General features: G+C 65.1%; 16 protein-coding genes. 9 read left to right on the forward strand and 7 right to left on the reverse strand.

The genetic code is table 11. From position 1 onward, the window contains the following. Nucleotides 1–192: 192 nt before the first annotated feature. Entirely contained in the window at nt 193–1,194 is a 1,002-nt protein-coding gene (locus KUH32_RS16200) for an alpha/beta hydrolase (RefSeq protein WP_217779630.1), read from the reverse strand. 60 nt (nt 1,195–1,254) lie between these two features. Next, nucleotides 1,255–2,190, reverse strand: a complete 936-nt coding sequence (locus KUH32_RS16205) for a hydrogen peroxide-inducible genes activator (RefSeq protein ID WP_217779631.1) — start codon at nt 2,188–2,190, stop codon at nt 1,255–1,257. Nucleotides 2,191–2,320: 130 nt separating this feature from the next. On the opposite strand from KUH32_RS16205, the gene KUH32_RS16210 reads away from it, so the two are divergent. The 8 genes from KUH32_RS16210 (at nt 2,321) to KUH32_RS16245 (ending at nt 7,617) form a co-directional block, all read left to right on the forward strand. Further along, nucleotides 2,321–2,563 carry a YdcH family protein gene (locus KUH32_RS16210; RefSeq protein ID WP_217779632.1) on the forward strand — a complete coding sequence of 81 codons (243 nt, stop codon included), beginning with the start codon at nt 2,321–2,323 and terminating at the stop codon, nt 2,561–2,563. Next, nucleotides 2,560–2,718 (forward strand): hypothetical protein, encoded by a 159-nt coding sequence (locus KUH32_RS16215; protein WP_217779633.1) that lies wholly within the window; start codon nt 2,560–2,562, stop codon nt 2,716–2,718. Before KUH32_RS16210 ends, KUH32_RS16215 begins: the two co-directional genes overlap by 4 nt. Nucleotides 2,719–2,825: 107 nt before the next feature. Next, nucleotides 2,826–3,128: an FtsB family cell division protein gene (locus KUH32_RS16220; RefSeq protein ID WP_217779635.1), complete on the forward strand. Its 303-nt coding sequence runs from the start codon at nt 2,826–2,828 to the stop codon at nt 3,126–3,128. 102 nt (nt 3,129–3,230) lie between these two features. After that, a complete protein-coding gene (pdhA, locus tag KUH32_RS16225; RefSeq protein WP_217779636.1) occupies nt 3,231–4,232 on the forward strand; it encodes a pyruvate dehydrogenase (acetyl-transferring) E1 component subunit alpha in 1,002 nt (333 codons plus the stop codon). Further along, complete coding sequence (locus KUH32_RS16230; protein ID WP_217779637.1) at nt 4,232–4,618, forward strand: VOC family protein; 387 nt, start codon at nt 4,232–4,234, stop codon at nt 4,616–4,618. The genes pdhA and KUH32_RS16230 overlap by 1 nt, the downstream gene beginning before the upstream one ends. A 3-nt stretch (nt 4,619–4,621) precedes the next feature. Beyond that, a complete protein-coding gene (locus tag KUH32_RS16235; protein ID WP_217779638.1) occupies nt 4,622–6,016 on the forward strand; it encodes a pyruvate dehydrogenase complex E1 component subunit beta in 1,395 nt (464 codons plus the stop codon). Then, complete coding sequence (locus tag KUH32_RS16240) at nt 6,013–6,267, forward strand: hypothetical protein (protein ID WP_217779639.1); 255 nt, start codon at nt 6,013–6,015, stop codon at nt 6,265–6,267. Before KUH32_RS16235 ends, KUH32_RS16240 begins: the two co-directional genes overlap by 4 nt. A gap of 60 nt (nt 6,268–6,327) precedes the next feature. Then, nucleotides 6,328–7,617, forward strand: a complete 1,290-nt coding sequence (locus tag KUH32_RS16245) for a pyruvate dehydrogenase complex dihydrolipoamide acetyltransferase (protein WP_217779640.1) — start codon at nt 6,328–6,330, stop codon at nt 7,615–7,617. Nucleotides 7,618–7,632: 15 nt separating this feature from the next. Here KUH32_RS16245 and cysE read toward each other — a convergent pair whose 3' ends face one another. Further along, nucleotides 7,633–8,439, reverse strand: coding sequence for a serine O-acetyltransferase (gene cysE / locus KUH32_RS16250; RefSeq protein ID WP_217779641.1), 807 nt, complete (start codon nt 8,437–8,439; stop codon nt 7,633–7,635). Nucleotides 8,440–8,522: 83 nt separating this feature from the next. Here cysE and KUH32_RS16255 point away from each other — a divergent pair, with 83 nt between their 5' ends. Beyond that, on the forward strand, nt 8,523–8,864 hold the full coding sequence (locus KUH32_RS16255) for a TraR/DksA family transcriptional regulator (RefSeq protein WP_217779642.1): 342 nt from the start codon (nt 8,523–8,525) through the stop codon (nt 8,862–8,864). Nucleotides 8,865–8,871: 7 nt separating this feature from the next. On the opposite strand, the gene KUH32_RS16260 is transcribed toward KUH32_RS16255, so the two are convergent. The 4 genes from KUH32_RS16260 to KUH32_RS16275 are packed head-to-tail and all read right to left on the reverse strand — an operon-like array spanning nt 8,872 to nt 14,754. Continuing rightward, nucleotides 8,872–12,804 carry a baseplate multidomain protein megatron gene (locus tag KUH32_RS16260; RefSeq protein ID WP_217779643.1) on the reverse strand — a complete coding sequence of 1,311 codons (3,933 nt, stop codon included), beginning with the start codon at nt 12,802–12,804 and terminating at the stop codon, nt 8,872–8,874. Continuing rightward, nucleotides 12,804–13,238, reverse strand: coding sequence for an NlpC/P60 family protein (locus tag KUH32_RS16265; protein WP_217779645.1), 435 nt, complete (start codon nt 13,236–13,238; stop codon nt 12,804–12,806). The genes KUH32_RS16260 and KUH32_RS16265 overlap by 1 nt, the downstream gene beginning before the upstream one ends. After that, nucleotides 13,235–14,122 (reverse strand): DUF2163 domain-containing protein, encoded by an 888-nt coding sequence (locus tag KUH32_RS16270; RefSeq protein ID WP_217779646.1) that lies wholly within the window; start codon nt 14,120–14,122, stop codon nt 13,235–13,237. Before KUH32_RS16270 ends, KUH32_RS16265 begins: the two co-directional genes overlap by 4 nt. Further along, entirely contained in the window at nt 14,122–14,754 is a 633-nt protein-coding gene (locus KUH32_RS16275; RefSeq protein WP_217779647.1) for a DUF2460 domain-containing protein, read from the reverse strand. Before KUH32_RS16275 ends, KUH32_RS16270 begins: the two co-directional genes overlap by 1 nt. Between the last annotated feature and the right edge of the window lie 3 nt (nt 14,755–14,757).

Raw genomic sequence — 14,757 nt, forward strand, 5'->3', positions numbered from 1 at the left:
CTCCTGCCGTTTCGTCGCGCAAAGCCATGCGGGACGTCGCGGAAAGGGTGAAACGGTCAGGGACGTCGCCGGGCACGCAAGGCGCTGTCTCCAGTCCTAGGCGATGGGCACGGACTGTCCAAGTCCGTTTTCCCGCCAAGCGGCCGGTTTCCCGCGATTTTCACCCGAAATGCCCGCGCCCCGTGCCGCCGATCAGCGGGTCGTGTCGCGGATCAGCGTGATCGCCGCGGGCGAGGTGAAGGCGGTGGAATGGCCCAGCCGGTCGCCGCCTTCGACGGTCGACAGGTCGATGATCTCGACCGGCAGGTCGCCCAGGCGGGTCGGATTCTCGATCGAGCCCAGGCGGCTGGGCTTGCCGGTCAGGAAGGCCGAGACATCCAGGATACGGTCACGGCTGGACACCATCAGCAGGAAGGGTTGCGGAAAGGGCTGGATGCGTGCGGCCTGACGCAGGAACACGTCTTCGTCGATATCGGGCGAGATCAACGCCACGCCGGCCAGCCGCGACAGCGCCGTGCCCTTGCCGCCGATCGCCATCTGGCGCAGCGTCTCCATCACCAGCTGGCTGCCCATGGAATGCGCCACGATCAGCACACGCCGCCCGCCCGGCCCGGTCAGCGCCAGAAGCAGCTCTTCCAGCCCGTCGCGGGAAAAGATCACGCTGTCGCGGTCGTAGACATAGCCGCGCGGGCTGCCGGCCGAGGGCCAGGAATAGGCGATGACCGGCAGGTCGGCATCGAAATCGTGGGCGATCTGCGCCAACCGGTAGGCGGCTTCCGCGTTGTTGACGTTGTAGCCATGCACGAACAGCAGCACATCCACCTGCCCCGCCCCGGCCGTCTGCAGGGCGCGCAGGAAATCGCCGCGATCCAGGCGATCCTCTTGGGCCACGACGAAATGCTGCGACGGGTCGGGAAGCTGCCCGCCCGGCCATTCGATCCGACCCGGCAGATGCCCCGGCGGTATCGACACGTCGAGCCGCGCATAGCGCAGCGTCGGATCGCGGGTTTCACCGAAGCGCTGCTGGAAAAGGCCGGTTTCGGCCTGCTGCGACGGCAGCCGGTTGGTCGCGATGAAGACCGGCTGGATCACGGCACCGGGTGCCGTCACGCCGGGCAGGATGCTCAGCACGCCGCGCGCGGCGCAACCCGGCACGGCGACGATCAGGCACAGCATGAGAACGACACGGAGCATATGACCTGCATGCCCGATTCCCAGCCGGGCTGGAAAGCGGCAAATTCGACCTGGGCGCTTCTATGCCTCGGCGATGACCCGTCCCGCGTGATCTTCGCGCAAGGTGCGGCGCAACAGGTTCGTCAAACGCTCCAGCGCGACGCTCGGCGCTGCGCTTTGTCGCCAGACCAGGCCGATCGAACGTGTCACTCGGTCCTGGCGGAACGGCCGCACCACCACGTCGCCGGCACTGTGTCCGGCTTCGGAAGCCAGATAGAGCGCGGGCAGAAAGGCCAGTCCCATCCCCATCGACGCCATCAGTCTGAGTGCATCGAGGCTGGTGCCTTCGTAATCCGCGCGCAGCCCGGCACCGACATCGCGGCACAACTCGGCGATCTGGCTGTGCAGGGCGAAGGCGTCCGGCAAGGTCAACACGTCCTGCCCTGCCAGGTCGGCATCGGTCAGCATGTCCTTGGCCGCAAGCGGATGGTCATGCGCCATCGCCACGCGCAACGGTTCGCGGAACAGCCTGGCGACCGCGATCCCGCGCGCCGTGACCGGCAATTGCGTGAGGATCACGTCATGCCGCCCCGCAAGCAATTCCTCGACAAGATCACGCGGCGCGCCGTCGCGCAGCACCAGCCGAAAATCCGGATGGTCGCGATGCATCCGCCGAACGAGCCCCGGCAGCAGGTAGGGTCCGACGGTCGGAGATGCGCCCAATCGCAATTGCCCGGTCAGCCCGGCGCCCAGCGATTGCGCGAGATCGCCCAGTGCCGACACTTCGTCCAGCACCCGCTTGGCGCGCTCCAGAACCAGCCGGCCCTCGGGGGTCAGAACCACGCCGCGGCGGCGCCGTTCGACCAACGCCAGGCCCAGCCGGGTTTCCAGTGCCGAAATCTGCAGGCTGAGTGACGGCTGGCTCAGCCCCAGCCATTCCGCCGCGCGACTGACCTGCCCGGCCTCGGCCAGCGTCACGAAATATCTCAGTTGCCGCAAACTGGGTGTCGTCGCCATCGCTGCCTCATCCCGCTGTCCGGAAGAAGACATAGGTATTTCCTATATTGATTGCGAGTTGCATTTGGTTTTCAGAAAGCCTGTGGAACCCCATCTCTGTCGCACCGCAGAGTCACACAGGGAGGACACAATGACCCGCCAGTTCACACCGCCCGCATCGATCGAAGCCCGCATCGACGCCTTGCGCAGCCGCCACGGCGATCTCGACGCGCGCATCCGTTCGGAGCAATTGCGCCCGCTGCCCAATGCCGCCCATCTGCGCCACCTCAAGAGCCGCAAACTCAAACTCAAGGACGAGATGACCTATTACGAGGGCGTCCTGCGCACCTTGGCCGGGATGGAAGCGCCCCATGCAAGAGACCTGCGCGCATGACCCCGCGCGATCTGGCCACCGCGTCGCGGCTGTTCCAAAGCCAGCGGATCGACGAATTGTACGAGGCGCTGAGCGACGATGACAGCCCACCCGAACTGGCCGTGGTGACGCGCCCGCCCAAACACGGCACAAATGTGCAACACCGTCGGGTGTAATCGGGACGCACGTGAATCAACAGGTTGCGCGGGGGATTCCCTTGCCCGCGCGGCTGTGCCATAGTGTCTGCACGCGCCCGCCAGAGGCGCGGCACAGAGGCAGAGCAATGGTCACCAACCGCACCCGTCCCGCTTTCGGCGTTCTTATTTTCTTCGCCGTCGCACTGACGCTTTCCGCGTATTTCGTCTTTGCCGCGGTGCAGGGCGATTACGGCCTGTTCCGCCGAGCCGAGATCATCGTCGAGGGGCAGACCCTTGCCACCGAGCTGGCCGGCCTGCGACGCGACGTGGCGCATCTGGAGAACCTGACCCGACGCCTGTCGGATGATTTCCTGGACATCGATTTGCTGGACCAGCAGGCCCGCGACGTTCTGGGGCTCGTGCGGTCAGACGAAGTCGTTGTGAACTGACCCCCGGTCCGCATCGCGCGATCAAGGCATCTTTACTCGCGCGCCGCCGCACCCTACCCTTGCGAAATCGTTCAATACTAAACGATCCCGGGGAGGACGCTCATGGCCGCGCGCAAGGGCACCGCGAAACCGAACGTGTCGGCCGACGAACTCAAGGCCTACTACCACGACATGCTGCTGATCCGCCGGTTCGAGGAAAAGGCCGGCCAGTTGTACGGTATGGGCCTGATCGGCGGGTTCTGCCATCTCTACATCGGCCAGGAAGCCGTGGTCGTCGGGCTCGAGGCCGCCGCCGAGGATGGCGACAAGCGGATCACGTCCTATCGCGATCACGGCCACATGCTGGCCTGCGGCATGGACCCCGGTGGCGTCATGGCCGAACTGACCGGACGCGAGGGCGGCTATTCCAAGGGCAAGGGCGGCAGCATGCACATGTTCAGCCGCGAAAAGCATTTCTACGGCGGTCACGGCATCGTCGCGGCGCAGGTGCCGCTGGGCGCCGGGCTGGCGTTCTCGGACAAGTATCGCGGCAACGATCGCGTCACCTTCACCTATTTCGGCGATGGCGCCGCGAACCAGGGACAGGTCTACGAGACCTTCAACATGGCCGCGCTTTGGCAATTGCCCTGCATCTTCGTGATCGAGAACAACCAATATGCCATGGGCACCGCGCAGGCCCGATCGACCTCGACCCCCGATCTTTTCACCCGCGGCGCCGCCTTCGGCATCCCGGGCGAGGTGGTCGACGGCATGGATGTGCTGGCGGTCAAGGCGGCGGGTGAAAAGGCGGTCAGGCACTGCCGGGCGGGCAAGGGTCCGTATATCCTGGAAATCAAGACCTATCGCTATCGCGGCCATTCGATGTCGGATCCGGCCAAGTACCGCACCCGTGAAGAGGTGCAGAAGATGCGCGACGAACGCGACCCGATCGAACACGTGCGCGCCCTTCTGCTGACCGGCAAACACGCGACCGAAGACGATCTCAAGGCCATCGACAAGGAAATCAAGGCGGTGGTGAATGCCGCTGCCGATTTCGCCAAGGAAAGCCCGGAACCGGCGCTCGACGAGCTCTGGACCGACATATACGCGGAAGGGGTCCGCTGATGCCGCATTTCGAAATCCACGTTGGCGATATCGATGCCGGAAAAGCCTTCTACGCGGGTCTGTTCGGCTGGGCCTTCGCGCCCATGCCGGGCGGCGAGGACGTGCGATATCACCTGATCGACGGCGGTGACATCGGCATGGAAAAGGGCGTGACCGGCGGAATGATGGCGCGCATGGGCGTGGCTCCGGTCGCCGGGTCGCCTGTTCGGGGCGGCACGATGACCTTCGAGGTCGCCGATTGCGATGATCGTTACGCCTGGGCGCTTGACAATGGCGGAGCCGAGGCTTTGCCGCCCACGGATTACCCCGGCATCGGACGCTGCGCTTATGTCGAGGATGGACAGGGCAATATCGTCGGCATGGTTACACCGTCGAAGGAGGCTTGAGACATGGCCACCGAAATTCTCATGCCCGCCCTCAGCCCGACGATGGAAGAAGGCACGCTGGCCAGATGGCTGGTCAAGGAAGGCGACACCGTCAACGCCGGCGATGTCATCGCCGAGATCGAGACCGACAAGGCGACGATGGAGTTCGAAGCCGTGGACGAAGGCACGATCGGACGGATCCTGGTGGCCGAGGGCACGCAGAACGTCGCCGTCAACACCCCCATCGCCGTGTTGGTCGACGAGGGCGAGGCAGTGCCGGACGTGACGGTCCCGGACGCCCCCCGTGCCGCCGCCGCCCCCGCCGCGCAACCCATCGCGGCCGATCTGTCCGGGCCCGAGGGCCGCACGGCCCCGCCGCCGCAACCAGCCGATGCGCCCGCCGCCATGCCCGAACCCGACTGGCCCGAAGGCACCAGGCTCAAGCAGCAGACCGTGCGCGAAGCCCTGCGCGACGCCATGGCCGAAGAGATGCGCGCCGATCCGGATGTCTTCCTGATGGGCGAAGAGGTCGGCGAATACCAGGGCGCCTACAAGATCAGCCAGGGCCTGCTGGACGAATTCGGCGCCAAGCGCGTGATCGACACGCCGATCACCGAACACGGCTTCGCGGGAATCGGTGTCGGTGCGGCCTTTGGCGGGCTGAAGCCGGTGGTCGAGTTCATGACGTTCAACTTCGCCATGCAAGCTATTGACCAGATTATCAATTCAGCAGCCAAGACGCTCTATATGTCGGGCGGTCAGATGGGCTGTCCGATCGTGTTCCGCGGCCCCAACGGCGCCGCCGCCCGCGTCGCTGCCCAGCACAGCCAGGATTACGCCGCCTGGTATGCCCATGTTCCGGGGCTCAAGGTCGCGATGCCCTATTCGGCCTCGGATGCCAAGGGCCTGCTGAAAACCGCGATCCGCGATCCCAACCCGGTGATCTTCCTTGAAAACGAAATTCTCTACGGCCGCAGCTTCGATGTGCCCGAGCTCGATGATTTCACCGTGCCCTTCGGCAAGGCCCGGATCTGGCGGTCCGGTAGCGATGTCACCCTTGTCAGTTTCGGCATCGGCATGAGCCACACTCTGCAAGCCGCTGAAAAGCTTGCAGAAGACGGAATCGATGCCGAGGTGATTGACCTGCGCACCCTGCGTCCGATGGACACCGCCACCGTGATTGCCAGCGTGCAGAAGACCAACCGATGCGTCACGGTCGAAGAAGGCTGGCCGACGGGGTCCATCGGCAATCACCTCTCGGCGGTGCTGATGCAGCACGCTTTCGACTGGCTCGACGCCCCGGTGCGCAATCTCACCGGCAAGGATGTGCCGATGCCCTATGCCGCCAACCTGGAAAAACACGCACTGGTCACGGTCGACGAGGTCGTCGCGGCGGCGCGCGAGGTCTGCTACCGATGAGCGCCGTCGAGGTCAAAGGCCGCGACCCCGCGCGCGAGGCCTACCGCATCCGCACCGCCGATGGCGAAGCCTGGCTGCCGGAATGCCTGATCGACACGCTGCGCCCCGGCCAGCGGCCAAGCCATCAGGAAGCCTATGAATGGATCGCCGCACATGACCGCGCGCTGTCCCGCGCCGTCGCGACGCTCGCCGCCGGCCGCACCCCGCACCGCCCCTTCGACATTCTCCAACCCCTTCATCTTGCCCGATAAACTCCGGGGGTCCGGGGGCTGGCCCCCGGTCCCGCACCGACCACCACAGGACCAACGCCGATGCCCATCGAGATCCTCATGCCCGCGCTGTCTCCGACGATGGAGGAAGGCACGCTGGCCAAATGGCTGGTGCAGGAAGGCGACACGGTCAGTGCCGGTGACGTCATCGCCGAGATCGAGACCGACAAGGCGACGATGGAGTTCGAAGCCGTGGACGAAGGCACGATCGGACGGATCCTGGTGGCCGAAGGCACGTCCGGCGTCACGGTGAACACGCCAATCGCGGTCTTGCTGGACGAGGGCGAAAGCGCCGCGGACATCGCCGCGCCCGCCGCCACAGCGCCCTTGGCGCAGGCGGCCGCCGCCGTGGAGGCGGCCCCGGCACGGGGTCCCGACAAGGCGGCTCCCGCTGCCTCTCCGGCCAGCGATGGCGCCCGGGTCTTCGCCTCGCCGCTGGCACGCCGGATCGCCGCGGACAAGGGCATCGACCTGGCGCAGATCACCGGGTCGGGTCCGCGCGGCCGGATCGTGCGCGCCGATGTCGAAGACGCGCGCCCGGGGGCAGTCGCGTCATCCGAAACGGCGGCCGCCCCGCCCGCAGCCGCACCCCGGCCGGCCGCGGTTTCCGCCGACGCCGTCACCCGCCTCTATTCCGACCGCGCCTTCACCGAACTTCCGCTCGACGGCATGCGCCGCACCATCGCCGCGCGGCTGACCGAGGCCAAGCAGACCATTCCGCATTTCTACCTGCGCCGGAGCGTGCGTCTCGACGCGCTGATGGATTTCCGCAAGCAGATCAACACGCAGCTCGAACCCCGCGGCATCAAGCTCAGCGTCAATGATTTCATCATCAAGGCCTGCGCGCTGGCGCTGCAACAGGTGCCTGCCGCCAACGCGGTCTGGGCCGGTGACCGCATCCTGCAACTCGAACCCTCCGACGTCGCCGTGGCCGTGGCCATCGAGGGCGGGCTTTTCACCCCGGTTCTGCGCGACGCGCATCTGAAATCGCTTTCGGCCCTGAGCGCCGAAATGAAGGATCTCGCCGCGCGCGCCCGCGACCGCAAGCTGGCACCGCACGAATACCAGGGCGGTGCCTTCGCGATCTCCAATCTCGGCATGTTCGGGATCGAGAGTTTCGACGCGGTCATCAACCCGCCGCACGGGTCGATCCTGGCGGTTGGCGCAGGGGTCAGGAAACCTGTGGTCACTGCCGACGGCGCACTTGGCACCGCGACGGTGATGTCGGTCACCCTATCGGTCGATCACCGTGTCATCGACGGAGCGCTTGGCGCAGAGTTTCTGCAGGCCGTCGTCGACAACCTGGAAAACCCGTTGGGAATGCTGGCCTGACGCCCCTGAGCGGGATCATTCGCCGCGCAGGATCTGGTCCATGCTGACCGAGGGCTGGGCGCAGCCCGCCTCGCCGACGATCTTGGCCGGCACGCCGGCCACGGTCTTGCAGGGCGGCACTTCGGTCAGCACCACCGACCCGGCCGCGATCCGCGAGCAATTGCCGACCTTGATGTTTCCCAAGACCTTGGCCCCGGCCCCGATCAGCACGCCGTCGCCGATCTTGGGGTGTCGGTCTTCCTCTTCCTTGCCAGTGCCGCCCAGCGTCACCGAATGCAGCATCGAGACATTGTCGCCGACAACGGCGGTTTCGCCGATCACGATGGAATGGGCGTGGTCGATCATGATGCCGCGCCCGATCCGGGCCGCCGGGTGGATATCGATCCCGAACACCTCCGAGCAACGCATCTGAAAGAAATAGGCCAGATCGCGGCGGCCTTCCTGCCACAGCCAATGGCCGACGCGGTAGGCCTGGATCGCCTGGAAGCCCTTGAAGAACAGCAATGGCTGCAGGAACCTGTGGCAGGCCGGATCGCGTTCGTAGACCGCGACGATATCGGCACGCGCGGCGAGCGACAGTTCCGGCTCGCTGGCATAGGCTTCGTCGCAGATTTCGCGCAGGATCTGTTCCGACATCTCCTGGTTGGCGAGTTTCAGCGAGATCCGGTAGCTCAGCGCCCGCTCGATGGTCGGGTGGTGCAGGATCGAATAGTGCACCATGCCACCCAGCAGCGGTTCGTTCGCCACCGCATCTTCGGCCTCGCGCATGATGCGCGCCCAGACCGGGTCGAGTTCGGCGATATTCGCGCGTGTTTCGGCCATGCGTGCCCTCCTTTGATCCCTTGGATATACCAGATAGGGTGTACCGGCTGAAACGCAAAACCGTGATGACGGGGGTAACAGGCATGAATGGCTCGGAAAACACAGTGTTTCGCCGGCTGATCGAGACCCGGATCGCGACGCTTGACGAGGAAGACCGGCTGGGAAAAGACGGACAGGACGTGGTCGTCCTGGATCAGCAGGCGGTCGGGCGGCTCAGCCGTCAGGACGCGCTGCTCAGCCAATCGATGGCCAAAGCCACCCAGGCGCGGCGCGACGGACAGCGCCGTGCGCTTTTGGCCGCGCTCGACCGAATCGAGCGCGGCGAATTCGGGTTTTGCGACGACTGCGGCGAAGAAATCGCGCCGAAAAGGCTCGAACTCGATCCGACGGCGATGCTGTGCGTGTCTTGCGCCGCGGCGCGGTGACCGGGACTCACACCGGACAGGCAAGTTCTGCGAATGGCCCCGGGCCGAAGCGATCCGACATCTGAGCCACCAGGATCCGGGCGCCCGGTACCAGACCATCGCTGGCGCGCAATGCTTGGGAGTAGGTCCAGACCGGTTCGGAAACCTGCACCTCGCGGCGCACCGTATCGCCTTGCATCACTCGCACCAGGTAGATTTCCCGGTCCTCGCCCAGAGGAACATCGTAGCCTTCCCATCCATCGCCGTCGATCCGGGTCCGGCGGATCCACGATACGACGAAATCTCCGCCATCGTCGCGCAAGCGCAGGTGTGCAGGGCTGTAGGGACGCAATCCGACCCCGTCGAAGGCGTGCTGTTCGTGAACGTAGGTGTCGTCGTCGTAGAAGCGCCGGGACGGGCCGATGCGGAAATGCCGGTTCAACCGCCGCTCGGACGCACTCAGCGCGATCTGCGCGGGTGTGCCGTCCATCAAAACAACGATCGACCCCTCCGGCCAGACATCGGGCATCACCGCGTCGGTGCCAAGTTGCCCGCGCAACCGGCGGCCGAGAAGCCAGGTGTCGGCGCCCAAGGGTTCGGCATTCGCGAATTGCAACAATTCCCAGTTGCCCGGACTGCCGTCGCCGATTGCCAGCACGTTGGCTCCGCTCAACAGGCGTTGGGTGCCGACGGATTGCAACGACCCCGACGCCAAACGCACCTGCAGGGGCGCACCGTTGTCAAAAACCCCCGAAGATGCGGCGAACAACGGCGTCTCGGTCACACCGATCACCGATTGCGCGGCGATGATGGTGTCGAGCGCATAGTCGCTGTCATCGGGTGAGGTGTAGACCGCCACCGAGCCCGGCCAGGGATCGGCCGTGAGGGCCAGGTGCGGCGCATGCGGAACCTCGTCTCCGGTCATCAACGGCAGATCGAGGAAGACAGGCGACACCGGAACAGCGGCGGTAAATCCCGTCATGCGCGGCGGGAAATCCTCGATCTCGGCCGGTTTGTAGACGTCCGGCTCAACCCGGACCGCTTCGATCAATTGCTGGGCGCCCAGTTCGACACGATCGATCCGGGCCAGGATCGGACCCGATTTCGCGGGCAAGGAGACCAGATCACCAGCGGCCACGTCCAACCGGGACAGCGGCAGGGACAAGCGGAACGTGTCGCGCACCACGCGGGCTTCGGCCAACCAACGTTCGGCGGTTTGCCGCCCCTCGGCTCGGGTCAGCGCAAGCGCGAGATCACTTTCGGCCACGGCATGCGTGCGGTCCTCCGGCATCACGGCCTCTTCGGCGGCGATACCATGGTCACCATCGGCCTCGACGAACTGAACCCGAACGCGGCCCGCCATTTCCGCTTCGGCGCTGCGCGTCTCGATCTGGTCGCCATCGATCTCGTCCGATAGCGCGAGGTGCTCGGCGTTCACCACCCCGCGCTTGGCGCCGTCGCGCATCCGGAAAACCAAACGCCCGTCGCGCTCGATGGCGTCGAAACCATAGGCCAGCATCAGCGGCTGAAGTGCATGGCGCGCATCGGCCACATCGGGAACGAGAAAGCCGCGCACGAAGCCATGCAGGCCCGAAGTGTCGATCTCGGTCAGTCCGACGCGCGCGCAGATCTCGCAAACGACCGATGCCAGCGTCCGGCCTGTCGCGCGACCCGTCAGCCAATGACCCCGCCGGTAGTTGGGACTGTCGGTCCAAAGCTCTGAATTTCCCGGAAACCAGGGATAGGGGCGCGTGTCCCACGCCCAGACCAGCGCACGGGACATGTCGACCATCGGGCCATCATACACCTCGGACACGGGGTTGTTGGCGGGATCGGTCCAAAAGCCGTACATCGCCCGCAGATATTGACGCTGGATCAACTCGTCGCGTTGCCCGGACGAAAAATACGGCAGCGCGGATTCCGAACTCTTTTCGTCCAGAAACTTGTTCGGCTGGTTGGTCCCCTTGTCGATCGCGGCGCACCCCATTTCGGTGAACCAGATCGGCTTCGACCCCGGCACCCATTCGGTGGGCGTTTCGCTGCGAAGCCCGCCAATACGGTTGTGGTGGCGGTTTTCCCACCATCCGCGAATATCCTTGTATCGCCAGACCCATGGTTCGTCGAATGCGCCATCGGTGATCGGTTCGCGCAATTGCAGGTCGCGCGCTTCATCGCCGGGGTAGTACCAATCGTATCCCTCGCCGCCCGCGACATTGGCCGCCAGGTAGTCGAGGTTGTAGACCGACGACCATTCCGCGTCTGCGTGGTTCGCTCCGTCGCGCCAATCCGACAGCGGCATGTAGTTGTCGATGCCGATGAAGTCGATTTGCGGATCGGCCCAAAGCGGGTCGAGGTGGAACAGCACATCGCCGCTGCCATCCTGCGGGTGATAGCCGAAATATTCCGACCAGTCGGCGGCATAACCGATCTTGACGTCCGGGCCCAGGATCGTCCGGCACTCCGCCGCCAAGGCGCGCAGGGCTTCGACCGCCGGGAACCCCGACGCTCCGCGAATCTGGGTCAGGCTGCGCATTTCGGAACCGATGCAGAAGGCATCGACGCCGCCCGCGGCCGCGCACAATGCAGCTTGGTGCAGGATGAACCGGCGATATCGCCATTCGGCCGGACCCTGGTAGGACACGGAGTCGGCGCCGATGGTGAAATCCGCGGCTTCGGCGGTTCCGAAAAATGCCGCGACATCCACCTCTGCTGCAGCAGTCCCGTCGGTCGATCCTGCACGTCCCGGCGCGGCATCCAGAGTGATACGGCCACGCCAGGGCAAAGCCGGCTGTCCGTCCTTTCCTGTCCAGGGATCGGGCAGCGTGTTTCCGTCCAACTGGTCCATGAGGATGAACGGATAATAGACCACGGCCAATCCACGGTCGTTCATGTGCCGGATCGCCTGGATCACCGATTGATCCGTGGGAGTGCCACCGTAGACCGCACCATCGCCCAGCATCGGCACCGATTGCGCCGTATCCCGTGTCAAACCCGCGACACGCCATGGCATCCTGCCGGAATCGCGCGAGGTCTGTTCGACCTTGGGACGGATGGTGCAGCTGCCGCAGCGCAGATCGTCACCGAACCAGCTCACCACCAGCGAAGCGGCTTCGCAATTGGGAAGATCGGTCTGCAAGGCGTCCATTGCCACTTCGAAATCCGGGCGTTCGGAAGGCGTGTTGATGTTGGCGACCTTCTTCGCTCCGACCTGGCCGAACAGGGTGCGTCCGTCGCGCAGCGTAACGCGCTGTGTCGCCAACGTGTATTCGCCGCTGCCCGGCATCAGAGCGACACCCTTGACCGCCAGCGGCACGTCGGTCTGATCGGTCAGGTCCGGTCGAAGAACCTCGAAACTGAACTGCGGAACTCGATTGCCGAACCGGTCCAGCTGCAGGTCTTCGAAGACCACATAGGCCGTGCCGCGATAGGCCGGCACCGTTCCGGCACCTTCGACCGCTTCCATCTTGGGATCGGGCTGTTGGTCGCGGGTTCCCAGGTACACCCGCATCGTCAGGTCATCGGAAGAGAGCTCGACGCCATCCGCCCAAACCCGGGTCACCCCGGCGATCTCGCCTTCGCACAAGGCCACGGCCAGGCTGATCGAATAGGAATAGGTTTTGACTGTCGGTTGTTCGGGTGCGCCCTTGCCACCTCCGCCACCACCGCGCTTTTTCTTGACATGTTCCCTGAACTCGGTCGACCAGATGACGTGGCCACCGACGCGCATGCGTCCGTAGACCTGCGCGATGGGCGCGCCTTCACCCGCACCGGTCAGCCGAAAGCGTTCGATCCGGCCGGTTTCCACCGCTTCGGCACCCGACCCCATCAGCCTCTGGTCAATCGCGCGGCCAAGGCTGGCGCCGATGAACCGCCCGACCGCCGTCATCGACAGGCCCAGAACCGATCCACCCACCGAACTGCCGATCGCGGCACCCGCCGCGGAAAGAAGAATTGTCGCCATCAGTCGTTCTCCGCCGGTAGGGAAAAGCGCGCCACGATGCGGCGCTGCCAGGGGCGCGTCAAAGCGCTTTCGACCACGCCATGACCGCTATAGGCATGCACAAAGCTCGGTGCGGCACCGGTTTCGGCCTGGATGCCGATGTGTTTGGCCACCGAAGCGTTGCGCATGCGGAACAGCAGGACGTCGCCAGACGCGATGTCGTTCGTGGCCTTGCCAACCAGATGGCGCCTTGCGGCCGCCCAAAGCCGCTCCTCGCCCTGCGGCTCGGACCAGTCCATGCTGTAGGGGGGAACCGTTTCGGGCTCAGTTCCGCGCAGTTCCCGCCAAACACCGCGCAAAAGGCCAAGGCAGTCGCATCCGACATTTCGGTGCGACCCCTGATGCAGGTAGGGCGTGCCGATCCAGCCGCGCGCAATTGTCACCACCACCGTCACCGCCGGCTGCCCCCGTTCTTGCGTTGCGCTTGCGACGGATGAACGGTCATCCAGTCTTCGGACGGGATGTCCGGAAATCCCTGATAATTCAGTCCGTTGTTGAACTTTAGCCGACAGGTCGAAAACCGCTTGTCGCATCCCGCTGTCAGTCGGACCGCGTCGCCGGGGGCGATCCGTGCCCGCAACGCTTGCCACATCGACACGGTTCGATCCGGATTGGTGCCCGCCACGTCCTGCTTTATCGCGCCGCTCAGACCTGCGGCGTCTCCGCTCAGGATGTCGACGCGGCCCCGCCGGAACCAACCTTCCTCGTACGATCCGAAATCGTCGAAACCAAGCACACGGTTTTCTTCGACCAAAGCGACGACGGCTTCGACTTGGTATCCCGGCGTCGCAAGGTCGAACAGGCAGGCGCTGTCACCCAGAACCGCCGTGCACGGCTTCTGGAACACCCGGCCTACCGGACGGTTCAGCGCTTCGGTCAATCCGCGCAGTTCGGCATGAAATGCACCGCCGCTCCGGCGGATTTCACCGATCGAGCCGCGAAACAGGACCTTCCGCGCAGACGTATCGGCCCAGTTCACCAACCACGAAATGACCTCCGCATCGTCAAAGCGGCCTGCGGCGATATCGCTTTCGCGTATCGCGGCGTCCGTCAGCGCGCCCATCGCTTCGGTGTTGTCGACCGAAAGGCCGGTCGATTGGGCCAGCGCCTTGGCGGACAGGCCCGTTCCGGCGCGGAAAACCTGGCCATCGAATTCCAGATCCCGATCATGGTCCGTGAAGCCATACCGCACGCCGTCGCGCCGGATCACGGACCAGGCCCGGGCCACCGTCGTACAACCGGTGGCCAGGTGGTTCAAAAGCGCGTTCTGTTCGGGCATCACACACGCACCTCCACAACCGGTACATCCGGCACCTGCCCGGCCTGGAAACTGGCGACCGACACCATGATCCGGTCCGTGTCGAACCGGACCGGAACGTCGAATTCGTAACCGGCGGTGATTTCGACCCCGGCCAGCGGCGGTTCGCGAAAGGTCAGGATGCCAGTCGTGATATCCAGATCGAAATGCACGCCTTCGCGCTGCTCGACGTTCTGAACCGCTGCCGTGACGGTGCCGGCGACCGGCTTGGTGATCGGCCGGGCATAGACGCCGGGCCCCGATCGATAGGTTTTGACAAGCTGGAAACTGCGGGTTTCCCCGTCGCCGCGCGCAATGACCTGGTCTTCCCCGCCCGGTTTGCGCGAAGGCTTGCAGGACTTGTAGTCCGACCAGTCCTTCCATCGGAACCCGAAAAGCTGCCCGCGCCGCGCCTCGAAGAACGCCACGAGCGCCTCGATATCGTCCAGCGACCGCAATCCCAGGCCCGCATCATACCGCCGCCGCGCATGCGCCCAGGGTGTGTTGCGTTCCTCATGACCGCTCGTCAGGGCAACGATGTCGGTGCGGCGTTCAGGGCCCCCCAGGGCACCGAAACTCAGATCGGCGGGAAAGCGTATTTCGTGAAAGGACATGAA

This window comes from Thalassococcus arenae (genome assembly GCF_019104745.1).
Lineage (GTDB): Bacteria > Pseudomonadota > Alphaproteobacteria > Rhodobacterales > Rhodobacteraceae > Thalassococcus_B > Thalassococcus_B arenae.